Genomic DNA, 22588 nt, shown 5'->3' on the forward strand with positions numbered 1-22588 from the left:
AGTTGCCCGCGTAGGCTGGTGGGGTGACTACCCGGCAAGTGCGACTCGTGCGCGGTGCCGCGGCATCCACCGGAGCGACGGTCATCGCCGCCGTATCGCACACGTTCGGCGGCGGAGCGGCGCCGCATCCCCTGCTGGTCGTAGCCCTGAGCGTCTTCCTGATCCCGATGTGCGCTGTTCTCGTCGGCCGGCGGCTCCGGCTGCGCAACCTCGCGCTGACGGTGCTCCTCTCACAGGCGCTGTTCCATATGCTTTTCGTCGCATTGAACGCCACAGCGGGTTCGGGAACCGACGGTGGCCACCAGCACGCCCTCGTCCTCGGTCCGGTCGATGATCTGGCCACCGCCGAGACCGGCATGCTGGGTGCGCACCTGCTCGCCGCGGCCGTCACGACTGCTCTGCTCTGGCGCGGCGAGCGGCTGCTGCGCCTCATCGCCGGCTGGGTGCGCGCCGCGCTTCGCCACCGCGCACTCGCACCATTCGGCGACTTCCCCGCGTCGGCGCGCCCGATCCCGGCGCCCTCCTGCCCGGCGCACTCCCGCCACCACCAGGACATCAGCAGACGAGGGCCTCCAGCCGTGCTCCCGCGCGGCTGAACGTTCGCCCGCACAGCATCCTTCTTTTTCTCGCGTGCCCGCTCACGGGAGCGATCGCGCATGCAGATGCACTCTGCTGATCCTTGGGAGAGACCCTTGTCCTCGAAGAACCGCAACGCCCCTGTCCACGCGCGCCGTTCAACCATCGGCGCCATCATCGCCGCCGGGCTCGTGCTCGCCGCCCCTGCCGCAGCGCACGCTCATGTCGGGGTTTCCCCCGACGCCGTCGAGCCGGGAGGAAGCGCCGTGCTGACCTTCTCCTTCTCGCACGGATGCGACGATTCCCCCACGACCGCGCTGCGCTTCGCCCTCCCCGAAGGCCTCGCCTCCGTCGCGCCGACGGTCGATGCCCTCTGGGACATCGATGTCGAACGTGCCGAGAACGGGCTCGTCTCGGCTGTGACCTATTCCGCGACCGACCCCGTTCCGAACGGCCTGCGCGGCACCGCCACGATGTCGGTGCGTTTGGCCGATGATGCGCCGGAGATGCTCGCCTTCCCCGTCGAGCAGATCTGCGCAGACGGATCGCACATCTGGGACGAGGTCGCCGACCCCGGAACCGACCCGCACGACCTCGAGTCCCCCGCGCCCACGATCACCGTGTCATCCTCCGAACAGGATGACGCCGACGCCGATGCCGGCGTTTCCGAGGCGGGTGCTCCAGCCCCTGCCACGGCGATCGCGCTCGGTCTCGGCGGCGTCGGCCTCATCGCCGGGATCGCTGCGCTGATCGTCTCCGTGCGCACCGCACGCGGCGCCCGAGCGTAGAGCACAGCATCCGGGGCACGTCGACCGTCGCGCCGACGTGCCCCGAGTGCCCGCGCGTGAGATTATTGACCTGCCATGTCGACCACACAGCCCAGCCTCCCTCCCGTCCTCCGTCCCGATGCTCCGCCACAGCGGGCCCTGACGGATCTCGTCGCCCATCTCGCCGCCGAAACCCGCGGTGACATCGACGGCGTCACCGTCACCGGAATCACCCTCGCCACCGCGGATCTCCGCGCCGGCGAAGCGTTCGTCGCGATCCGCGGCGTGAACAAGCACGGTGCAGAGTTCGCCCGGACCGCCGCAGATAAGGGCGCCGTCGCGATCATCACCGATGCCGCCGGCGCCGACATCGCCGCCGATGCGCATCTCCCGATCGTCATCGTCGACGATCCCCGTGGCATCCTCGGCGCACTGAGCGCCTGGGTCTACGGGACCGGCGCCGATGACGAGCTGCCCCTGCTGTTCGCGACCACCGGCACCAACGGCAAGACCAGCGTCTCCCACCTCCTCGAGGGCATCCTCCGCCAGATCGGCGTCACCACGGGCCTGTCCTCCACCGCTGAACGGCACATCGCCGACGAGGTGATCATCTCCCGGCTCACGACGCCCGAGGCCTCCGAGATGCACGCCCTGCTCGCCCTCATGCGCGAACGTTCGGTCGAGGCCGTCGCCGTCGAGGTCAGCGCCCAGGCGCTCTCCCGCAATCGTGTGGACGGCATCGTGTTCGACGTCGCGGGCTTCACCAACCTCAGCCACGACCACCTCGACGACTACACCGACATGCAGGAGTACCTCGAGGCGAAGCTCGCGCTGTTCCGTCCCGACCGCTCCCGTCGCGCCGTGGTCTCCCTCGATTCCCTTCCCTCCTCTGCGGTCATCGCTGCGGCCGAGGTTCCCGTCGTCACCGTCGGCACCCCGGCGATCGCCGCCGACCCCGTGCAGGCCGCGGGCGCCGACTGGGTCGTCACGATCGACGACGAGCGGCAGCGCGGAACGCGTTTCACCATGACCGGCCCCGAGGGGCGTTCGCTGTCATCGATCGTCCCGGTGATCGGCGCGCACATGGCGGCCAACGCGGCCCTGGCGATCGTCATGCTCCTCGAGGGCGGCTACGACTGGGAGCGCATCTGCTCCGCCCTCGAGCGAGACGGTCGCATCGATGCTTACGCCCCGGGGCGCACAGAGCTCGTTTCCGGAGAGCGCGGCCCCGCCGTATTCGTGGACTTCGGGCACACCCCCGACGCGTTCGTGAAGACGCTCGAGGCCGTGCGACGGGTGACGCCGGGCCGCGTTCTCATGATCTTCGGCGCGGACGGCGACCGTGACGCGACCAAGCGCCTCGATATGGGCCGCACCGCGGTCGAGGGCAGCGACATCCTCGTCATCACCGACCACCACCCGCGCTTCGAAGACCCGGATTCGATCCGCGCCACGCTGCTCGAGGGAGCGCGCACCGCACGTCCGGACGCCGAGATCCACGAATTCTCCCCGCCGGAGAAGGCCATCATCGCGGCGATCGCCCTCGTGGGCGAAGGGGATGCCGTGCTATGGGCGGGCCCCGGGCACCAGGACTACCGCGACATCCGCGGCGTTCGCACGCCGTACTCTGCCCGCGAGCTCGCCCGACGTGCGCTCAGCGCCGCCGGCTGGCCCGTCCCCGAGCCGAACTGGCCCGTCCCCTACGCGGACTGAGTACTTCTCAGGCGCGCGCGATGAGCTGATCGGCCGTCGCGCGCGCCCAGCTCTCGGCCTCCGCGAGTGTTTCGACCGTCAGCTCATCGGGTGACTCGTGCGCGTCGACGACGCGAGCGATCGTGTCGACGATTCCGAGGAACGGCAACCGTCCCTCGTGGAAGGCGTCGACCGCCTGCTCATTGGCGGCGTTGAACACGGCGGGGAAGGTGCGCCCCGCGCGTCCCACGCTCTTGGCGAGCGCCACCGCGGGGAATGCCTCGTCGTCGAGAGGTTCGAAATCCCAGCGGGATGCCGTGGTCCAATCCAACGGTGCTCCGACGCCGCCGATCCGCTCCGGCCAGTCCAGTCCCAACGAGATCGGCAGGCGCATGTCGGGAGGGGACGCCTGGGCGATCGTCGACCCATCGATGAACTCGACCATCGAGTGCACGATCGACTGCGGATGCACGACGACCTGGATGTCGTCGTAGTCGACGTCGAACAGCAGATGGGCTTCGATCACCTCGAGGCCCTTGTTGACGAGTGTCGCGGAGTTCGTCGTCACGACGCGCCCCATGTCCCAGGTGGGGTGTGCCAGTGCCTGGGCAGGAGTGATGTCGGCCATCTCCGCCCGGGTGCGCCCCCGGAAAGGACCACCGGATGCCGTGACCACGAGCCGCCGGATCTCGGAATGCGTGCCCGCCCTCAGTGCCTGGGCGATCGCGGAGTGCTCCGAGTCGACGGGCACGATCTGTCCCTGAGCTGCCGCGGCGGTGACGAGAGCCCCGCCGACGATGAGCGATTCCTTGTTCGCCAGGGCGAGGGTGCGGCCGGCCTGCAGCGCGGCGAGCGTGGACCCCAGCCCGATCGATCCGGTGATCGCATTCAGCACGACATCGGCTTCGACATCGCGCACGAGCTGCTCGGCCTGATCGGAGCCGAGAGCGGTGTGCTCCACACCGAACTGCTCGGCCTGCGCGGACAGGAGCCCGGCGTTCGTGCCCGCGGCGAGTCCGACGAGCTCGAAGCGGCGGGGGTTCGCCCGTACGACGTCGAGAGCCTGAGTGCCGATGGAGCCGGTCGAGCCGAGGACGATGATGCGACGCATGCCGACAGCCTACGCCGCGGCACGCGCCGTTTCAGCGCGGCGAGCGGGTCAGAGCGCCGCCGGGTGCATCGTGGCGAGGATGTCGATCACGAAGACCAGGGTCTGTCCCGCGAGCTCGTGCTCGCTGCTGCCCTCTTCGCCGTAGCCGAGTGCCGGCGGGATGACGACGAGCACCTGCGAACCGACCTTCTGGCCCTCGAGCGCCTCGACGAAGCCCTCCACGTAGGTGTTGCCGTCGATGCTGATCGGGCCGCTCTTGCCCCAGGAGGAGTCGAAGACCTCTCCGCTCTCCCAGCCGGTGCCGTGGTACTGCAGGAGCGTCGTGTCGCCGGCGGCGACGGTCGCACCATCGCCCTCCTTCAGCACCTCGATCTTCAGATCGGCCGGAGCATCGGCATCCGGGATCTCGATGCTCGGGGTGCCGTCTTCGTCGAGCGTGACGACCGGCATGCCGTCGACCGCGTCCTTCTCGGCACCGGACGCGGCGGCCGGCACGATGTCGAGCACGTCGAGGATGTAGAACTGGGCCGCGGCATCTTCCGTGGTCGGGAAGACGATGGACAGACGAGAGCCCACCGTCGCGCAGCCGATCAGCTGACCGAGGGGCGTCTCCGCCGTGAGGCTGGCGGGGAGCAGCTCGGCCTCGGCGTAACCGGCATCGCCGAGACGCTCGCCCGATGCGCCATCGAACGCGCTCAGGGCGTAGCTGACGTAGTCGCCCTCGGAGATCTTGTCGCCATCACCCTCGGTGAGGATCGAGCGCTGGGCTTCTTCGACCTGCTGGTCGAGCTCGAACTCCGCGGTGGAGGCCTCGCCGAATGCGCCCTCCACGCTGACGCTCTCCGCGGCGGCGCCGGAGTCGATCGTGACGGAGCAGAGATCGGTCGCCGTCGCCTCACCGGCGTCTTCGGTCGTCGAGCCGTCGGTTCCGGCGCAGCCGGCCAGGAGCAGCGACGTTGCGGCGATGGTGGACAGGGCGATGAGCGAGCGGTTGCGCACAGTGAAACCTCGAAATCGTTGCGGGGACCCGTCCATACTGTCCTATTCCCCCTTTGCCCGCGCTGAGAGTCGCCGTCTCCGACACCCGTGTCGCGCATTCCGGCTTCGGCATAGAACCGGGAGTAGCCTGATCTGATGACTTCTGCGCCGTCGTCCTCCCCGGAATCCGACACCGAGACGACGTCGGCCGAACCAGAGGAAGCCTCGGCCGCGCCGCGGCATGCCGGCGCGACCTACCGCATCGGCCGCTCGCTCGCCCGGATGCTCTACCGCCCGCGAGTTGAAGGCCGGGAGAAGGTGCCGACCGACGGCCCGGTGATCTTCGCCAGCAACCACCTGTCGTTCATCGACTCGATCGCGATTCCGGTGGCGGCTCCGCGCCCGGTGCACTTCCTCGCGAAGTCGACCTACTTCGAGGGCACCGGGTTCCGCGGCGCGATGATGCGCCGCTTCTTCCAGTCCATCGGTGCGATCCCCGTGCGCCGCGGAGCCGGTCAGGCTGCATTGAACGCCCTCGACCAGCAGCGCATGCTGTTGGACGAGGGTCTTTCCGTCGCGCTGTACCCTGAGGGAACGCGCTCCTCCGACGGACGCCTGTACAAGGGCCGCACAGGGGTGGCCTTCCTCGCTCTCCAAAGCGGAGCGCCAGTCGTCCCGGTCGGTCTCATCGACACCGACAAGGTCATGCCACGCGGGGCGAAGATGCCATCCATGCGCCCGCGCATCACGGTGCGCTTCGGCGATCCGATCGACGTGAGCGTGCACGGACCCGCGTCCAGCGGCAAGGCGCGACGACTCGCGACCGATGAGATCATGTCGGCGATCCATGCCCTCAGCGGGCAGGAGCTCGCCGGCGTCTACAACGAGCCGCCCGCACAGGGCGCACTCGAGAAGATCAAGCAGGCGCTGCCGCACGAGCGCCGCTGAGCGCCCGCGGCCTCATTCCCCGAGCGCCGTGATCACGGCTCGGTGGTGGACGGGGAAGTTGACCGAGTTCGCGATGAAGCACATCCGGTGAGCGTCGTCGTGGGCACGGCGCGCGGCATCCAGCATCCCGGCTTCGGCGACCACGACTCTCGGATTCAGCGTGACCTCGCGGAATGCTCCCCCGCTGCGGCCGTCTTCGACCATCACGCCGTGCGCATCGTCACTGTAGGAGACGACCACGACACCGGCCACCACGCACGCATGCAGGTACGACAGGAGGTGGCACTCCGACAGGGCTGCGATCAGCAGGTCTTCCGGGTTCCAGCGCGACGGGTCTCCACGGAAGGGCTTATCAGCCGAGGCTGCGAGTGCCGGTTTGCCGGCCACCTCGATCGTGACGTCACGCGCATAGGCGCGGTATCCGCTCGTCCCGGTGCCGAGGTTGCCCGTCCAGGTCGTCGTCAACGCGTACTCGTGCTCTCCCAGTCGCATGTCGCCAGTCTGACATGCGTCCTCGTCATCCGGTGCGCCGGTCAGCGCCGCTAGGCTGGTCGGATGCTGGAGACTCTCACCGTCGCGGATGCTGTCGAACTCGCCGTCGTCGAACGAAGCGGATTCGTCGAATCCCGTCATGCCGGAGCCGCGATCGTGCTCTCGCCCGAGGGCGACGTCGCCCTCCGTGCGGGGAACACCGATGCCCTGATCCTCCCGCGCTCGAGCCTCAAGCCTCTGCAGGCCGTCGCATGCATCACCGCCGGAGCGGACCTCACCGGCGCGGAACTCGCCCTGGCCACCGCGAGCCATGTCGGCACCGAGCGCCACGCGGACGTCGTGCGCGATGTCCTGACCGCCGGCGGTCTCACCGAAGACGATCTCGCCTGCCCGCCCGCATGGCCCAGCGACATGGCGAGCCGCGATGAGCTCGTTCGCGAGCACGGTGAGAAGGCGCGGATCCGCATGAACTGCTCCGGCAAGCACGCGGCGATGCTCCGTGCCTGCGTCGCCACGGGCTGGCCGACCGAGGGTTACCTCGATGCGGCGCACCCCCTGCAGCTGCACATCCGTGAGGTCGTCGAGCGTCTGACCGGCGAGAAGATCGCCCACACCTCGATCGACGGCTGCGGCGCGCCGGTGCACGCCATGACCCTCGCCGGCCTCGCCCGAGGCATCCATCGAATCGGCTCCGCCTCGGAGCGCTCGCCCTTCGCCCTTCACCGTGTGGCCGGGACACTCGTGCGCATGGTCAAGGAGAACCCGTGGACCATCGAAGGGCCCGGCAAGCCCGACACCGTGGCGATCGAGACGCTCGACGTCTTCGCCAAGGGCGGAGCCGAGGGAATCATGGTCATGGTCGCCCCCAATGGTGCCACCGTGGCTCTGAAGATGCTCGACGGCTCGGCACGCGCTTCGACGATCGTCGCGGCGACCCTGCTGGCCCGGGTCGGCGCGCTGAGCGAAGACGACGTGAACCGCCTGGCTGCGGCGCTTCCCCTGTCGGTGCTCGGCGGTGGAGAAGAGGTCGGAACGATCCGCCCTGGCGCCGGCATCTGAGGTCCGTGGACAAGGGCCGCGGCTCCCCGGTCCCCCGCAGATAGCACTCACGATTCGTCGGCACCCGCGAGGATGACGCGCCGTGGCGCGGCGCCATCGCGGAACGACCATGCACGGCCCCGGTGCGTCTGCACGAATGGCGGCAGCTCCCGGTACCCGGCGAGCGAGCGCAACTCCGACGTGCACTCCGCCATGAGCAGCATCTCCCCCTCGCCGCGAACGCGCTGCCACAGAGTCCAGTTGCGCTGCCAGCTCTCGGCGTCGCCGACGAGGATGCCCGGTGTCCCCCGCTCCGCCGACTCCGCCGACTCCGCCGGGTCGCCGACCACACCCACGTGCGTGTGCGGATACGTTCGGCGAAGGTCCTCGACCACGCGGCGCGATGACGGCGCGACGACTCCGATGAGTGACCCCGACGGCTCCCATGCTTCCGTCGGCGGCGCACCGGCCTCGGGCGCATGCCCCGGCTCCGTCCACACGATCTGCACCTCGCGCTCGTCCATTCGTGCGCGTCCGGGGAGCCGGTCTCGCAGGTAGCCGTCGCTGTCACCGCCCGCCGCCAGGTGCTCCATCCGGGTCCCCGTTCGCAACAGCATCCGATTCGGAAGCGCATCGACGACCCGTGATACCGCCCCGGCGAGCCGCGATGCGGTGATCACGATGCACCCTCGGTGCGCCCCCGCCGAGCGCACCAGGGTCTCGAAGCGCTCGAGGAAGAGTGCGGCGTAGTCGTGCGGGAACCCGGCGGCGATGCGATCGAGATCATCGCACAGCAGCAGCCGGGGCATGACGGTGCGACGCTCGACGAGGGCCTCGACCGTGTCCCATGCCGCTTCCGGGTCGGCCGGGACGAACAGCGCATCGGAGCACTGCGCGGCGAGGACACGGATGAGCGCGGTCCGGCCCGAACCACTGCCGCCGATGACCGCCAGCCCGCGATCCTCGCCCAGACGCAGCGTCAGCGGCGTCTGACGTTGCTCGTCCGGTTCATCGGAGAGCCCGAGGACGAGCGTGTCCGCATCTCGTGGGGCGACGCGAGGGTCCGCGAGGGCAAGCGAAGCCGGCAACGGCGCCAGCCAGGGGCTGACGGCACGTCCCGCGTCCGCCCACAGACCGGCGATGGCACGGATATCGCCCGCTCCTGTCAAGGCGATGCGCACGGCCGCCGGTGCAGCATCCTGCGGACGGCGCAGGAACGCCAGGCCGCGCGATGCCGCACCGCCGGGCAGCTCCGCTGCGTCATCCGTCCCGATCACCAGCCGACTGTCCGAAGCATCGGTGACCCGCAGACTCAATCGCAGCGGGCAGTTCGCTGCGAGAGCATCGCGGATCACTCCGGACGCCCGCTGCGTTCCCAGCACGAGATGCATGCCGAGGGCTCGCCCCCGAGCGGCGATGTCGGTGAACACCGCGGCGAGATCCGGATGTTCCTGGATGAGCGCGGCGAACTCGTCGACGACGATAACCAGCCGCGGCATACGCCCCTCGGCCTCGCCGATGTTGCGCGCGCCCATGCCCGCCAGGATCCGTTCCCGGCGACGCAGCTCGGCCGTCAGGCTCCGCACGCCCCGACGCGCTCCCTGCTCGTCGAGGTCGGTGATCACCGCGGCGACGTGAGGAAGGTCGCGGAGCGGATCGAACGCCGTTCCGCCCTTGAAATCGGCAAGGACGAACGTCACCTCGTCGGGACCGTGCTCGCGCGCCATCGATGCGATCCACGACACCAGCAGTTCGCTCTTGCCGGATCCGGTCATCCCCGTGACGATCGCATGCGGTCCGTCCTCGACCAGGTCGATCTCCGCATCCCCGGCCTCCGTGCGCCCGATCGGAGCCCGCAGCCCGAACGTCGAGTCGCCGGCCGACGCCGCGAGTTCCCCGAGCATCACCATGTCGGGGAGCATCGCCGCTTCACCCTCGCGCTCGATCGACGTATCGGCGACGACGCGGGCCTGCTCCTCCGAGAGGCACTCCACGGCGATGTGCACCACATCGTTGCCGCGCCGCAAGCGGGCCTTGCCCGGTTCCCCGATGTCGAGGACGGTCGTGATCCCCTCCGGGACGTCCGCATCGGCCGCGCGCACGTGCAGATGGGATGACGCCTCGACATCCTGCTCCGGCGAGAGGGAGACGCCCAGGCGCCAGGCGCCCCGTCTGACCCGACCCGCATGCGGAAAACCGGCCACGCCCAGCTCCTGCGCCTCCGCCCCGACGATCGCCAGTTGCGCGGGCGCGTGCGCCAAGCACAGTTGCACGAGCAGCGCCCGAGCAGCGGCACGCGCCACCGGTTGCGGGCCCCGAATGCACAGCCCCCGACCGAGTGCGGCCGTTATCGGAGCCCCGGAAAGCTGCGATGCCCTCTTCTGAAAAGAACGGGCGAGTTCGCCGTTGTCGCCCGTGACCCGCAACCGACTCGGCACGATCCCCGCGCCCAAGACGATCAGCGTCGACTCGTCGACCGGTTGCAGATCCCGCAGAGGGGGATCCTGGATCTGCCCTGCCGCGTCTGGATGCGCCCGTTGCAGCGCGCGCTTCTCACGATCATGGCGACGCCTCAGCTCCTGATCGGCACGCGCCCAGCCGTGTTTCTGCTCCTCATCGGCGATCCGACGGTCACGACGACGCAGCCGCATGCCGTCAAGCAGCGAGGCGCCGATCATGAGCGGGCCGAGCGCCGCGAAGCAGAGGGAGAAGATCGAGCCCGTGATCAGCCAGAGCACGACTCCCGCGGCGATCGGCACCACGGCCGCGAGCACCGGTATCGGCTGCCGTCGAGGTTCAGCGGGCGCGGTCGGAAGCGTCAGCGTTTCTGAGTCCATGGCACCATTGCATGCCACAACGAACCCCTTCAGCCCGCTATCCACAGGCCGGGCGGCTTACTCGGTCGTGTGCTCCGATGTGGAGGAGAACTCGTCCTCTTCCCCGACACGCGCGGGGCGCTCGACCTGCAACACGATGATGGTCACATTGTCGCGACCACCGTTCTCCAGAGCAGCGGCGAGCATCGCATCGACAGCCTGCGCCGGGTCGGCATACTCGCGCAGGAAATGCTGAATGCCGTAGTCCGTGAGCTCCTTCGTGAGGCCATCGGAGCAGATCACGAACCTGTCTCCGTCGAGGACCTCGATGCCCAGGTAGTCGGGCGGGGTGAGCTCGCTGGCGCCGACCGCACGGGTGATGACGTTGCTGTAGGGGTGCCCTTCGGCTTCCTCCGGGCTGAGGCGGCCGGCGCTGATCAGCTCCTGCACCACGGAATGGTCGGTCGTGACCTGCACGAGTCGGCCGTCACGGAGAAGATAGACGCGCGAATCGCCGATGTTCAACGAGATCCAGCGCGCATCATCACCGGAGGCATCGAGGAAGACGCCTGTGAGAGTCGTACCGGTGCCTTCATCGGTGGTCTCCGGGTGCGCCGCGATATCGGCCACCGTCTGCTCCAAAGCATTCTCGATGGCGGTCGTCGTGGTCGGACCGGTCTCGACCATCCGCTGCAGATGCGCGACGGTGCTCTGGCTGGCGATCTCGCCGCCGGCGTGGCCGCCCATCCCATCGGCGACGATGAAGAGTGGAAACATCGCGAGGAACGCATCCTGGTTGTTCTCGCGACGACGACCCGTATCCGTCGCTCCTGCCCAGGTGAGCACGATGTCATCGCCGGGGGCGACGCCGACGCTGTGCGTGTGCGTGGTCGTCTCAGACAAAGGGGCCTCCGGAATGGCTGCGGATGATCGGGATGACCGCAGGGTACTCAGACATCGTAATGGAACCGTACGGCGCACGCGCGAGCGCACCGACTCCCCAACGCTATCGGAGTATCGACGGATGCAACGACGAAGGGCCCTCGATCGAAGCCGAGGGCCCTTCTGTCATGCGATTACGCAGGCGGCTGGGTCGGGTCCGCAGGCGGAGCCGGAGGAGCCGGAGGCGTCGTCGGCGTCGTCGGCGCGGCCGGCGCCGGTGCCGGCGGGACGGGCGGCGTCGCCGGGCTCTGCGGCATCACCGGTGCGGCCGGAGGCTGGTAGCCCGGAGCCGGCTGCTGCGGGTATCCCGGCTGCTGGCCGTAGGGCTGCTGCGGGTAGCCAGGAGCCGGCTGCTGCGGGTGACCGGGCTGCTGCCCGTACGGCTGCTGCGGGTAGCCCTGCGGCTGACCGTAGGGCTGCTGGGGAGCGGCGCCATAAGCACCCGGGGCAGCGGCCGCGGAAGGCTGACGGGGGACGCCTTCCCAGTCGGTGCTGTCACCGAAGAAGGAGTTTCCGGCCCAGGGAGCAGGCTGGATCTGCGGATTCCAGCGCGACTTGTCGAATGCAGCGATACCGAGCCACACGATCGACAGGAAGATGTAGAGCGCCACCCAGGCGCCATCCTTCTGGAGCTTCTGGCCCACGCGGTAAGCAGCCAGGACCATCACGACGGTCGCGGCGAGCGAGAACAGGCCCGCGAAGATGTTCAGCACCGGGATCCAGCTCAGGACGATCGCACCACCCGCGGCGTAGAGGATCAGCCACGGGCTCAGGTCGCCGAGCTTGAGGAACACCATCGAGTTGTACACGGGCACCCAGGCCCGCCACTTGCCCGTGACACCGGCCTTCTCGAAGATCTTCATCAGGAACAGCGAAGACAGGACGTAGCCGGCGATGGCCAGGATAAAGCCGACGACCACCAGCCCGAAGAGCGCGGCGACCGCGGCACCGCTGTCGTAGTAGTAAGGATCCATTAGCCCCTCCATGGAGTCAGCGACACCATTCGCATCGCGTGAAACACCCTAGCGTGCGCGGGAAATCGATGCATCCCTCGTAGGCCGGGCGCGTTGGGATTCACTCCCCGACGACGAGCTCCGCAGTTCGAGCATCCACCTCGCGAAGAACGATCGAGCGCATCGCCGACCATTTCACGAGTTCCGCGAAGGATGACAGATCGGGCGCATCCTGTGCGAGCGCACGGACGAGCTGCCCCTTGGACTTCTTGTTGAAGTGGTTGAGCGCCTTGCCCTGATCGGTCACGACACGCACGTACATCGCACTCACGCCATCGGGGATCGGCCCGAGCGCCACATAGGCCTCACTGCGCAGGTCGAGCACGAACGACGGCTTCTCCTGAGCGATCGCTTCCGAGGTCGGAACCGCCCAGTGGCGCCGCAACGGCGGCATCCCCGGCACCGAGGTTCCGGCAGCAAGACGGTACGCCGGAATGGCGTCCAGGGCCGATATCGGCCCGAACGGCGCTGCGTGAATCCAGACGTTCTCACCGAGCCAGGCGCGGGAGGACTCCCCCAGCGAGACGGCATCCAGCGCGTCGTAGAGCACACCCGTGTATCGGTCGACCGCCGGCATCGTCGGCGACGTGAGCAGAGTCGCGTTATCGACGATCCCGCTCAGCTGACGGGCGCTGAGCTTCAGCACGCGCTGCGCGGCATCGGCGTCTGCCGACAAGCCAATCAGCGCTTGAACGGCCAGCGACCGTTGCTCCCCCAATGCGGGAAGCGCCAGATCGGCTATCGCCAGAGGCGCACCCGCACCCCCGGGCTTCTTGGTCTCCGAAGGAGGCAGCAGAACTCTCATATCTCCACACAGACAAGAACGCGCCCGCCTCGGGCACACCCACCGGAACCGGTGCGATGTACGAGGCGGACGCGTCCGAAATGAATCGTGATCAGGCGACGAGCGCGGCGTGGCCAGCCACGATCATCAGCTGGTCCCCCTCCATGGAGAGGAACCCGTCCTGAGCATTGGCGAGGATCTTCGCGCCGTCGGCCTGGGTGATGCGCACCTGGCCCTCGGCGAGGATGGCCAGCACCGGCTCGTGGCCGGCCATGATGCCGATCTCACCCTCGACGGTCTTGGCGACGACGAGCGATGCCTCTCCCGTCCAGACCTCCGCGTCCGCGGAGACGAGGCTGACGTTGAGCGCCATGATCAGGCGTTCTCCTTCTGGATCTTCGCCCATGCCTCTTCGACGTCGGAGATGCCACCGACGTTGAAGAACGCCTGCTCGGCCACGTGGTCGAACTCGCCCTTGGCGATTGCATCGAACGACTCGATGGTCTCCTTGAGGGGAACCGTCGATCCCTCGACACCCGTGAACTTCTTCGCCATGTAGGTGTTCTGCGAGAGGAACTGCTGGATGCGGCGTGCACGCGACACGACGATCTTGTCCTCTTCGGAGAGCTCGTCGACACCGAGGATCGCGATGATCTCCTGCAGCTCCTTGTTCTTCTGAAGGATCTGCTTGACCGTGGTCGCAACGCGGTAGTGGTCCTCGCCCAAGTAGCGGGGGTCCATGATGCGCGACGTCGAGGTCAGCGGGTCGATGGCCGGGTACAGACCCTTCGACGCGATCTCGCGAGAGAGCTCGGTCGTCGCATCGAGGTGCGCGAAGGTCGTGGCCGGGGCCGGGTCGGTGTAGTCGTCAGCGGGGACGTAGATCGCCTGCAGCGAGGTGATCGAGTGGCCGCGGGTCGAGGTGATGCGCTCCTGGAGGAGACCCATCTCGTCGGCGAGGTTCGGCTGGTAGCCCACGGCCGAGGGCATGCGGCCCAGCAGCGTGGAGACCTCGGAACCGGCCTGCGTGAAGCGGAAGATGTTGTCGATGAAGAGCAGCACGTCCTGCTTCTGCACGTCGCGGAAGTACTCCGCCATCGTCAGAGCCGAAAGCGCGACGCGAAGACGGGTCCCCGGCGGCTCGTCCATCTGGCCGAAGACGAGGGCGGTCTTGTCGAAGACGCCCGCCTCTTCCATCTCAGCGATGAGGTCGTTGCCCTCACGGGTGCGCTCACCGACGCCGGCGAACACGGACACACCACCGTGATCCTGCGCGACACGCTGGATCATCTCCTGGATGAGGACGGTCTTACCGACACCGGCGCCACCGAACAGACCGATCTTTCCACCCTGGACGTAGGGGGTCAGAAGGTCGATCGACTTGATGCCGGTCTCGAACATGGTGGTCTTGGACTCGAGCTGGTCGAAGCTCGGCGCCTGACGGTGGATCGGCCACCGCTCGGTGATCTCGATCTGCTCGCCGGGCTCGGCGTTGAGGACCTCGCCGATCACGTTGAAGACCTTGCCCTTGGTGATGTCACCGACGGGAACCGAGATCGGCAGGCCCGTGTCACGGACCTCCTGGCCTCGGACGATACCGTCCGTGGGCTTCAGTGCGATCGCGCGGATCAAGTCGTCGCCGAGGTGCTGCGCGACCTCGAGCGTGATCTCCGTCGACTCTTCACCGATGGTGATCGTGGTCTTCAGAGCGTTGTAGATGTCCGGGATCGAGTCGTGAGGGAACTCGATGTCGACGACCGGGCCCGTGACGCGTGCGACGCGCCCGACGACCGCGGTCCCAGCCTCAGCTGTGGCGGTGGGGGTCATATCTTCGTCTCTTTCTTAATGGTCTATTTGCTCGACGAGAGCGCGTCGGCACCGCCGACGATCTCAGCGATCTGCTGCGTGATCTCCGCCTGACGCGCGTTGTTGCGCAGACGGGTGTAGTCGGTGATGAGCTTGTCGGCGTTGTCGCTCGCGGACTTCATCGCCTTCTGCGTCGCGGCCTGCTTGGCGGCCGACGACTGCAGCAGGGCGTTGAAGACCCGGCTCTGGACATACACCGGCAGGATCGCGTCGAGCACCGTCTCGGCATCCGGTTCGAACTCGTAGAGCGGGTACACCGGCGCCGAAGAGGAATCGGCGCCGTCGTGGTCCACGATCTCCAGCGGAAGCAGGCGCACGGTCTCCGGCGTCTGCGTCATCATGCTGACGAAACGGTTGTAGACGAGGTGGAGCTCGTCGACTCCCCCGTTCTCGCCCCCGCGCTGGAAGGCTTCCAGCAGCGCGGCCGAGATCTCCTCGGCCGTCGAGAACTGCGGGGTGTCGGTGTCACCGGTCCACTCCGCAGCAGCCGCGATGTTGCGGAACTGGAAGTAGCCCACGGCCTTACGGCCGACGAGGTAGTAGACCGGCTCGGAGCCCTGCGAGCGGATGAGCTCGCCGAGCTCCATCGCCTCTCGGAGAACCTGCGAGTTGAACGCACCAGCCAGACCGCGGTCGGAGGAGAAGACCACCACCGCGGAGCGGCGGATCGTCTCGGGCTCGCGGGTGAGCGGGTGATCGACGTTCGAGTGCGTCGCGACGGCGGAGACGGCCTGCGTCACGGCCCGCGCGAAGGGCGACGACGCGCGAACGCGCGCCATCGCCTTCTGGATGCGCGAAGCCGCGATGAGTTCCATCGCCTTCGTGATCTTCTTGGTCGTCTGAGCAGAAGAGATCTTCTGCTTGTAGACCCTGAGTTGAGCGCCCATGTTTTCAGTACCTCACGCGATTACGCGCGACGACCCTTGACGATCTTCTCCTGGTTCACGTCGTCCGCGTCGGCAGCTGCGTGCTCCTCGGATCCGAGCGCGCCGAGGGCAGCGCCCGAGCCGCTCTGGAATTCGAGGATGAACGCATCGACCTGCTTCTCGAGCTCGGCGACCGTGTCGTCGGTGAGAAGGTTCGTCTCGCGCAGCGTGTCGAGGATCTGCGTGTTGCGACGCAGGTGATCGAGCAGCTCGCGCTCGAAGCGCAGGACGTCAGAGACCTCGATCGAGTCGAGCTTTCCGTTCGTGCCGGCCCAGATCGAGACGACCTGGTCCTCGACGGGGTACGGCGAGTACTGCGGCTGCTTCAGCAGCTCGGTCAGACGTGCACCGCGGTCGAGCTGACGACGCGAAGCCGCATCGAGGTCGCTCGCGAACATCGCGAAGGCTTCGAGCGAGCGGTACTGAGCGAGCTCGAGCTTCAACGTTCCCGAGACCTTCTTGATGGACTTCACCTGAGCGTCGCCACCGACTCGCGAGACCGAGATTCCCACGTCGACCGCGGGACGCTGGTTGGCGTTGAACAGGTCGGACTGGAGGAAGATCTGGCCGTCGGTGATCGAGATCACGTTGGTCGGGATGTACGCCGAGACGTCGTTCGCCTTGGTCTCGATGATCGGGAGACCCGTCATCGAACCTGCGCCGAGCTCGTCGGACAGCTTCGCGCAGCGCTCCAGCAGGCGGGAGTGCAGGTAGAAGACGTCGCCCGGGTATGCCTCGCGCCCCGGCGGACGGCGCAGCAGAAGCGAAACAGCACGGTATGCCTCGGCCTGCTTCGACAGGTCGTCGAAGATGATCAGGACGTGCTTGCCGCCGTACATCCAGTGCTGGCCGATCGCCGAACCGGTGTAGGGGGCGATGTACTTGAAGCCGGCCGGGTCGGAGGCGGGGGCCGCGACGATCGTCGTGTACTCCATGGCTCCGGCCTCTTCGAGCGCACCCTTGACGGAGGCGATCGTCGAGCCCTTCTGGCCGATGGCTACGTAGATGCAGCGAACCTGCTTGTTGGTGTCGCCGGACTCCCAGTTGGCCTTCTGGTTGATGATCGTGTCGATCGCGATGGCGGTCTTACCCGTCTGGCGGTCGCCGATGATCAGCTGTCGCTGACCTCGTCCGACCGGGATCATCGCGTCGATGGCCTTGATGCCGGTCTGCATCGGCTCGTGGACGCTCTTGCGCTGCATGACGCCGGGAGCCTGGAGCTCCAGCTCACGACGGCCTTCCGTGGCGATCTCGCCGAGACCGTCGATCGGGTTGCCGAGCGGGTCGACGACGCGACCGAGGTAGCCGTCACCGACAGCGACGGAGAGGACCTCGCCCGTGCGGCGGACTTCCTGACCAGCCTCGATACCGGCGAAGTCGCCGAGGACGACCGTACCGATCTCCTGCTCGTCGAGGTTGAGTGCCAAGCCCTGCGTGCCGTTGGCGAACGTGAGGAGCTCGTTCGCCATGACGCCGGGCAGGCCCTCGATGTGGGCGATGCCGTCTGCGGCGTCCACGACGGTGCCGACCTCGGTAGCTGCCGCGCCGGTGGGCTCGTATGCAGCGGCGAAGTCCTTCAGCGCGTCACGGATGACGTCGGGGCTGATCGAAAGTTCTGCCATTGTCTTCCCTTTGTATCTGGGTGCGCGGTTCCCCGCGCGAAGTCGTATTAGCCCGCGAGCTTCTGTCGAAGATCGGCGAGCCGCGCGGAGATGCTGCCGTCGATCACGTCATCGGCGATCTGCACGCGCAGTCCGCCCACGACGGTGGGGTCGATCACTTCATTGATGGAGACCTGCACGTCGTAACGCTCGGCCAGCACGGCGCCGAGGCGCGTTCGCTGTTCTGCCGAGAGAGGCGACGCCGTGTGCACGGTGGCGACCGTACGTCCTGCCTGGGCCGAGACGATCTTCATCGCGCGGTTCAGCAGCTGACGAACGCGGCGCCCACGCGGCTGGCGAACCATCGAGGACACGATCAGTGTCGTGGCCTTTCCGGTGACACCCGTGATGAGCTTCTCGACGAGCACGCTCTTTCCTGCGTCATCGCCGAGCCGACTGCCGAGCGCGAGCTCGAGTTCCGGGTTCGCAGCGATCACACGCAGGAAGGAGAACAGCTCGCCCGAGATGTCGTCCTTCGGCTTCGCGATGGCCGTCGCGCGGATGGCCAGCTCCTCGATGCCGTCGACGAGGCCGTCGGCGTCGGACCAGCGCTGTCCAACGGCAGCCGAGAGCACCTGACGGGTGGTCTCGGACATGCCGGCGAATACCGTCGCGACGACCTTCTCGCGAAGGCCCGCAGGAGCAGCCGGGTCGGCCAGCGCGCCGCTCAGCTGACCGGACTCCCCCACGAAACGGGCCGCGGTGAACAGCTCACTCGCGGTGTCGAGGGTGACGCCCTTCGCCTGAGCGAGGGCAGCCGTCGAAGCCGACAGTGCCTGAGTCGTCGCGCTGCCCATTACTTGGCCGCCTTTTCTGCAGTCTCGAGGTCAGCGAGGAAGCGGTCGACCACGGCGGTCGCACGCGCGTCGTCCGAGAGGGTCTCGCCGACCACGCCACCGGCGAGGTCGAGGGCGAGGCTCCCGACCTCGGAGCGCAGTGCGATGAGCGTCGACTGGCGCTCCGCCTCGATCTGCGTGTGAGCGGCGGCGGTCACGCGACCGGCCTCCACCGTTGCCGTCTCCTTGGCCTCGGCGATGATCTTCTTGCCGTCCTCACGGGCGGTTTCGCGGATCTGGCCGGCCTCAGTGCGCGCTTCTGCGAGCTGGCGGGTGTACTCCTCCAGCGCTGCTTCTGCTTCCTTCTGGGCCTCGTCGGCCTTGGCGATGTTGCCCTCGATGGCCTGCGAACGCGCGTCGAGCACCTTCGTCAGACGGGGAAGCGCCACAAGCCAGACGACGAGCAGGATGATGATGAAACACACGCCCGACCAGATGATGTCGTAACCCGCTGGGAGCAGCGGGTTACCGACTTCACCGTCGGCCGCGAGAGTGACAAGAGCGTTACGCATCCTGCCTCCTTATTCTCGAGTCGCGATCGGTTTGCGGATCAGACCGCGGCGAAGATGAACGGCGTGGCGATACCGATCAGGGCGAGGATCTCGATGAATGCAACACCGATGAACATCGTCGTCTGAAGGCGGCCGGCCAGCTCGGGCTGGCGTGCGGTGGATTCGATCGTCTTGCCGATCATGATGCCCAGACCGATGGCCGGTCCGATGGCGGCGAGACCGTAGCCGACGGTCGCGATGTTACCCGTGATCTGCGCGAGAACTGTCGTAGCGTCCACTGGTTTTTTCCTTTCGTAGGGCGATCATCCGATTGGATGATCGTCAGTGCTCTTCAGCGACTGCGAGCTGGATGTAGACCGCAGTCAGGATTGTGAAGACGTATGCCTGGAGAACGTAAACAAAGATCTCGAACAGCGTGAACGCGAAGCTCATCGCGAATGTTCCGACCGCGAACGGGGTGAACCAGTTCATGCTCAGCAGGAAGAAGTGCGTGGCGGAGAAGAACAGGACGAGCATCATGTGCCCGACGATCATGTTCAGCAGCAGACGCAGGAACAGCGAGACCGGGCGCGCCACGAAGGTCGAGATCAGCTCGACGAGCGCGATGATCGGCACCAGATAGATCGGAACGCCGTTCGGGATCAGAGAGTTCTTCAGGAAGCGCAGGCCACCGTGCTTGCGGATGCCGGCGTAGATGAAGAGGACGTATGCCACGAGCGCCAGCAGGAGCGGAACTCCGGCGACAGCCGTTCCCGCCATGTTGATGCCGGGGATGACACCCGTCAGGTTCATGAACAGGATTCCGAAGAACATCGTCGTCAGGATCGGGAGGAAGCGCTTGCCGTCCTTCTCACCGAGGACCTGGTCGGCGATCTGCACGCGCACGAAGCCGAAGGCCATCTCGATGAGGTTCTGACCGCGGCCAGGAACGACCGAGAGGCGGCGTGTGCCGACCAGCAGGACGATGACGAGCACCACTGTCGCGATCACCTGTGCGAGGTTGATGCGCGTGAACTCGAACATCGTTCCCTCGAAGAAGATCGCTGGAGGGAAGAAGTCACCGATGGACGGCGGGTGGAACTGGTTGTCGTCGGCGGCCATGATGACCGCGCCCACGTGACTCAACGTATTGGCTCCTGCTTCTCGCGTTGGCAGGTTCCAGCGCGTCGAGAGGTGAAAATGTTGCTCCTGCAGGGCCCGACATGAGAGTCGGACTACTTCCGCGGTGGAACTCACTCACTCTATCAAAAAGTCAGCGCCCTTCTGGACACGACGGGAGATCCCGGCTCTCAGGCTTCGGGATCCTGCTGCGGCAGCTCCACATCGGATGCCGCGGGGATGCGGATCTTGCTCATGACCATGAGGTCGACGACCAGCGAGACGACGGCCGTCGCCACCAGTGCGAAGTAGAAGACCAGCGGAACGACCCAGTCGAGGCGTGCCAGCGTGAGCAGCAGGACGACGACGAGGATGAACTTGATCAGCCAGCCGCCCATCACGATTCCGAAGAAGATCTGGAGGAAGGCGGGGTTCCCGAACCAGCGGTTGGCGATCAGGATGCTGACCGCGGTCATCGCCGGGAAGATCACGCCGATGAGGGCCCCGAGCACACCGCTCCAGAGACCGGGCCACTGGGCGACGAGCCATCCGACGATGCCGGCGACGACGACGGCCGTTCCACCGATGGCACTGCCCCACACCAGGGCAGCGCGAAGCACCGGGGTGCTCGAGACGGTTTCGCGGTTCATGGGGTCTTCTCCAGTGGTTGAGGGGCTTTGCGGGGCCGGGTGGGCAGCAGGGTGACGATCAGGCACGCGGCGATCCCGATGACCCCGAAGATGATGCCGGGAACGTACTGGCCCGGCCAATCCTCGCGGGTTCCCAGGTACATGAGAAGCACGGCGAGCGAGATGATCGTCGTCCATGCGTAGAAGATGAGGACGGCATCGCGGTCCCGATGGCCGAGATCGAGCATGCGGTGGTGCAGGTGCTTGCGGTCCGGTGAGAAAGGAGAGCGCCCGGCCCTCATGCGTCGGAACACGGCGAGGCCGAAGTCGAGCAGGGGCAGGAGCACGACCACCAGCGGAAGCAGGATCGGGATGAACGCGCCGAGCAGCTGCGAGCGCCCGAACTCCTCCGGGTCCATCGCGGCCGAGGACATCTGCCCGGTCAGCGCGATCGCCGAGGTCGCCATGAGCAGCCCCAGCACGAGAGCCCCGGAGTCGCCCATGAAGAGCTTGGCCGGGCTCCAGTTCAGGGGGAGGAACCCGATACAGGCGCCGATCATGACGGCGGCGAGGAACGAGGCGAGGTTGAAGTAGCTGCTCGCCCCGGTGTCGCGCGTCAGGATGTAGGAGTATGCGAAGAAGACCCCGTTGGCGATGAGGCAGACGCCAGCGACGAGACCGTCCAGTCCGTCGATGAAGTTGACCGCGTTCATGACCACGACGATCGCGAACATCGTCACCGCGATGCTCAGCCAGCTCGAGAAGATGATCATGTCGCCGAGCGGGAGGGCGAGGATCTGCAGTCCGCCGCCGACGGTGATGATGCCCGCGGCGAGGAACTGCGCGCCGAGCTTGATCATCCAGTCCAGATCGAGCAGATCATCGATCACGCCGATCACGGCGATGAGGAGCGCCGCCCCGAGGACCGCCCACATGGTGTTCGGCGGAACCCACATGATCGAGAAGAACGGGTTCGCGGCGGAGACGGCGATGGCGGTGGCGATTCCGAGGAACATCGCCACGCCTCCGAGGCGCGGGGTCGGCGTGGTGTGGACGTCGCGCTCGCGGATGCCGGGATAGAGCTTGAATCGCAGGCTGAGCTGCCACACCGCCCACGACATGATCACCGTGATCGTGGCCGTGAGGATGATCGTGAAGAGATACTGCTTCACGCCGTGCCGTCCGCCGTGTCCTCCGCGACCGCAGCGGGTTCGAGCAGATCGCCGATCACTCCTTCGAGCTGCGCCCGGGTGATGGCGCCTTCCCGCAGGATGCGCACGACCGGATCCGTGGTCTCGTCGCCCCCTCGGCGCACGAGGGATGTCGCGTCGATGATCGTCGAGGCGATGCCGGTGCGGCTGACTCCCCCGTCGAGGTAAACGGCGACGTCGTCCTGGAGCATCCGCTGCGCATCGGATGCGGTGACCGCCGCGGCCTTGCCGGTGAGGTTGGCGCTGGAGACGGCCAGCGGGCCGGTCTCTTCGAGGAGTTCGAGGGCGATCCGCTGATCGGGCATGCGCACGGCGACGGTGCCCAGCGTGTCTCCGAGATCCCAGGAGAGAGAGGGCTGGGCCGGCAGGACGATCGTCAGTCCTCCGGGCCAGAACTCGTCGACGAGCCGTTGCACGGGCTCGGGGACCTCTTCCACGAGCGCCGCAAGCGCCGACTGCCCCGCGACGAGGACGGGCGGCGGCTGGTTGCGGCCGCGACCCTTAGCGTCGAGCAGCCGTTGGACTGCAGCGGGCGTGAACGCATCAGCGGCGACCCCGTAGACAGTATCGGTGGGCATGACGATGAGCTCACCACGGGCGATGGCCTGGCGGGCGCGGCGCATTCCGGCGAGAAGCTCGGCCTCATCGCGGCAGTCGAAGAGAGAGGACATGACTGCACCAGTCTACGTGCA

23 protein-coding genes are annotated in these 22588 nt (G+C 67.3%); 5 read left to right on the top strand and 18 right to left on the bottom strand.

All coding sequences use genetic code 11. From position 1 onward, the window contains the following. The first annotated feature begins 23 nt into the window (after positions 1–23). The 3 genes from ACWAUG_RS00325 to ACWAUG_RS00335 all read left to right on the top strand — a co-directional run bounded on the left by ACWAUG_RS00325 (position 24) and on the right by ACWAUG_RS00335 (position 3056). Positions 24–596, top strand: coding sequence for a hypothetical protein (locus ACWAUG_RS00325; RefSeq protein ID WP_460800464.1), 573 nt, complete (start codon positions 24–26; stop codon positions 594–596). 96 nt (positions 597–692) lie between these two features. Next, the gene (locus ACWAUG_RS00330; RefSeq protein WP_460800466.1) at positions 693–1364 is read left to right on the top strand and encodes a YcnI family protein; all 672 of its coding nucleotides are present in this window, start codon (positions 693–695) and stop codon (positions 1362–1364) included. A 75-nt stretch (positions 1365–1439) separates the two neighbouring features. Beyond that, positions 1440–3056: a Mur ligase family protein gene (locus ACWAUG_RS00335; protein WP_460800468.1), complete on the top strand. Its 1617-nt coding sequence runs from the start codon at positions 1440–1442 to the stop codon at positions 3054–3056. A gap of 7 nt (positions 3057–3063) precedes the next feature. On the opposite strand, the gene dxr is transcribed toward ACWAUG_RS00335, so the two are convergent. Together dxr and ACWAUG_RS00345 are read right to left on the bottom strand one after the other, a co-directional pair. Then, the gene (gene dxr / locus ACWAUG_RS00340; protein ID WP_460800469.1) at positions 3064–4146 is read right to left on the bottom strand and encodes a 1-deoxy-D-xylulose-5-phosphate reductoisomerase; all 1083 of its coding nucleotides are present in this window, start codon (positions 4144–4146) and stop codon (positions 3064–3066) included. A 48-nt stretch (positions 4147–4194) separates the two neighbouring features. Then, positions 4195–5145 carry an FKBP-type peptidyl-prolyl cis-trans isomerase gene (locus ACWAUG_RS00345; RefSeq protein ID WP_298038707.1) on the bottom strand — a complete coding sequence of 317 codons (951 nt, stop codon included), beginning with the start codon at positions 5143–5145 and terminating at the stop codon, positions 4195–4197. 135 nt (positions 5146–5280) lie between these two features. On the opposite strand from ACWAUG_RS00345, the gene ACWAUG_RS00350 reads away from it, so the two are divergent. After that, on the top strand, positions 5281–6072 hold the full coding sequence (locus ACWAUG_RS00350) for a lysophospholipid acyltransferase family protein (RefSeq protein ID WP_298038701.1): 792 nt from the start codon (positions 5281–5283) through the stop codon (positions 6070–6072). Between the two features lie 12 nt (positions 6073–6084). On the opposite strand, the gene ACWAUG_RS00355 is transcribed toward ACWAUG_RS00350, so the two are convergent. Beyond that, positions 6085–6564, bottom strand: coding sequence for an OsmC family protein (locus tag ACWAUG_RS00355; protein WP_298038697.1), 480 nt, complete (start codon positions 6562–6564; stop codon positions 6085–6087). A gap of 63 nt (positions 6565–6627) precedes the next feature. Here ACWAUG_RS00355 and ACWAUG_RS00360 point away from each other — a divergent pair, with 63 nt between their 5' ends. Further along, positions 6628–7623, top strand: coding sequence for an asparaginase (locus ACWAUG_RS00360; RefSeq protein WP_460800471.1), 996 nt, complete (start codon positions 6628–6630; stop codon positions 7621–7623). A 47-nt stretch (positions 7624–7670) separates the two neighbouring features. Here the strand turns inward: ACWAUG_RS00360 and ACWAUG_RS00365 are convergent, their stop codons facing one another. From ACWAUG_RS00365 to ACWAUG_RS00435, 15 genes are all read right to left on the bottom strand, one after another. Next, positions 7671–10439 (bottom strand): FtsK/SpoIIIE domain-containing protein, encoded by a 2769-nt coding sequence (locus ACWAUG_RS00365; protein ID WP_298038689.1) that lies wholly within the window; start codon positions 10437–10439, stop codon positions 7671–7673. A gap of 57 nt (positions 10440–10496) precedes the next feature. Continuing rightward, positions 10497–11321, bottom strand: coding sequence for a PP2C family protein-serine/threonine phosphatase (locus tag ACWAUG_RS00370; RefSeq protein ID WP_298038686.1), 825 nt, complete (start codon positions 11319–11321; stop codon positions 10497–10499). Positions 11322–11494: 173 nt separating this feature from the next. Next, positions 11495–12334, bottom strand: coding sequence for a DUF5684 domain-containing protein (locus tag ACWAUG_RS00375; RefSeq protein WP_298038683.1), 840 nt, complete (start codon positions 12332–12334; stop codon positions 11495–11497). A 100-nt stretch (positions 12335–12434) separates the two neighbouring features. Then, positions 12435–13178, bottom strand: a complete 744-nt coding sequence (locus tag ACWAUG_RS00380; RefSeq protein ID WP_460800474.1) for a YaaA family protein — start codon at positions 13176–13178, stop codon at positions 12435–12437. A gap of 91 nt (positions 13179–13269) precedes the next feature. Continuing rightward, positions 13270–13530, bottom strand: a complete 261-nt coding sequence (locus ACWAUG_RS00385) for a F0F1 ATP synthase subunit epsilon (RefSeq protein WP_298038676.1) — start codon at positions 13528–13530, stop codon at positions 13270–13272. Between the two features lie 2 nt (positions 13531–13532). Further along, positions 13533–14984, bottom strand: a complete 1452-nt coding sequence (gene atpD, locus ACWAUG_RS00390) for a F0F1 ATP synthase subunit beta (protein ID WP_298038673.1) — start codon at positions 14982–14984, stop codon at positions 13533–13535. A gap of 23 nt (positions 14985–15007) precedes the next feature. Beyond that, positions 15008–15910: a F0F1 ATP synthase subunit gamma gene (locus ACWAUG_RS00395; RefSeq protein ID WP_298038670.1), complete on the bottom strand. Its 903-nt coding sequence runs from the start codon at positions 15908–15910 to the stop codon at positions 15008–15010. A 20-nt stretch (positions 15911–15930) separates the two neighbouring features. Next, the gene (gene atpA / locus ACWAUG_RS00400) at positions 15931–17571 is read right to left on the bottom strand and encodes a F0F1 ATP synthase subunit alpha (protein ID WP_460800476.1); all 1641 of its coding nucleotides are present in this window, start codon (positions 17569–17571) and stop codon (positions 15931–15933) included. A 47-nt stretch (positions 17572–17618) separates the two neighbouring features. Next, on the bottom strand, positions 17619–18407 hold the full coding sequence (locus ACWAUG_RS00405; RefSeq protein ID WP_298041090.1) for a F0F1 ATP synthase subunit delta: 789 nt from the start codon (positions 18405–18407) through the stop codon (positions 17619–17621). Then, on the bottom strand, positions 18407–18958 hold the full coding sequence (locus tag ACWAUG_RS00410; protein ID WP_298041091.1) for a F0F1 ATP synthase subunit B: 552 nt from the start codon (positions 18956–18958) through the stop codon (positions 18407–18409). The genes ACWAUG_RS00405 and ACWAUG_RS00410 overlap by 1 nt, the downstream gene beginning before the upstream one ends. A 38-nt stretch (positions 18959–18996) precedes the next feature. Further along, the gene (gene atpE, locus ACWAUG_RS00415) at positions 18997–19236 is read right to left on the bottom strand and encodes a F0F1 ATP synthase subunit C (protein ID WP_116647429.1); all 240 of its coding nucleotides are present in this window, start codon (positions 19234–19236) and stop codon (positions 18997–18999) included. A gap of 43 nt (positions 19237–19279) precedes the next feature. Then, a complete protein-coding gene (gene atpB / locus ACWAUG_RS00420; protein WP_298041097.1) occupies positions 19280–20074 on the bottom strand; it encodes a F0F1 ATP synthase subunit A in 795 nt (264 codons plus the stop codon). 173 nt (positions 20075–20247) lie between these two features. Further along, positions 20248–20706 (bottom strand): hypothetical protein, encoded by a 459-nt coding sequence (locus ACWAUG_RS00425; RefSeq protein WP_298041099.1) that lies wholly within the window; start codon positions 20704–20706, stop codon positions 20248–20250. After that, positions 20703–21857: an MraY family glycosyltransferase gene (locus ACWAUG_RS00430; RefSeq protein ID WP_298041101.1), complete on the bottom strand. Its 1155-nt coding sequence runs from the start codon at positions 21855–21857 to the stop codon at positions 20703–20705. Before ACWAUG_RS00430 ends, ACWAUG_RS00425 begins: the two co-directional genes overlap by 4 nt. Further along, positions 21854–22567 (bottom strand): L-threonylcarbamoyladenylate synthase, encoded by a 714-nt coding sequence (locus ACWAUG_RS00435; protein ID WP_298041103.1) that lies wholly within the window; start codon positions 22565–22567, stop codon positions 21854–21856. Before ACWAUG_RS00435 ends, ACWAUG_RS00430 begins: the two co-directional genes overlap by 4 nt. Positions 22568–22588: the final 21 nt, after the last annotated feature.

The sequence above is a fragment of the Microbacterium sp. GXF6406 genome (assembly GCF_054798215.1).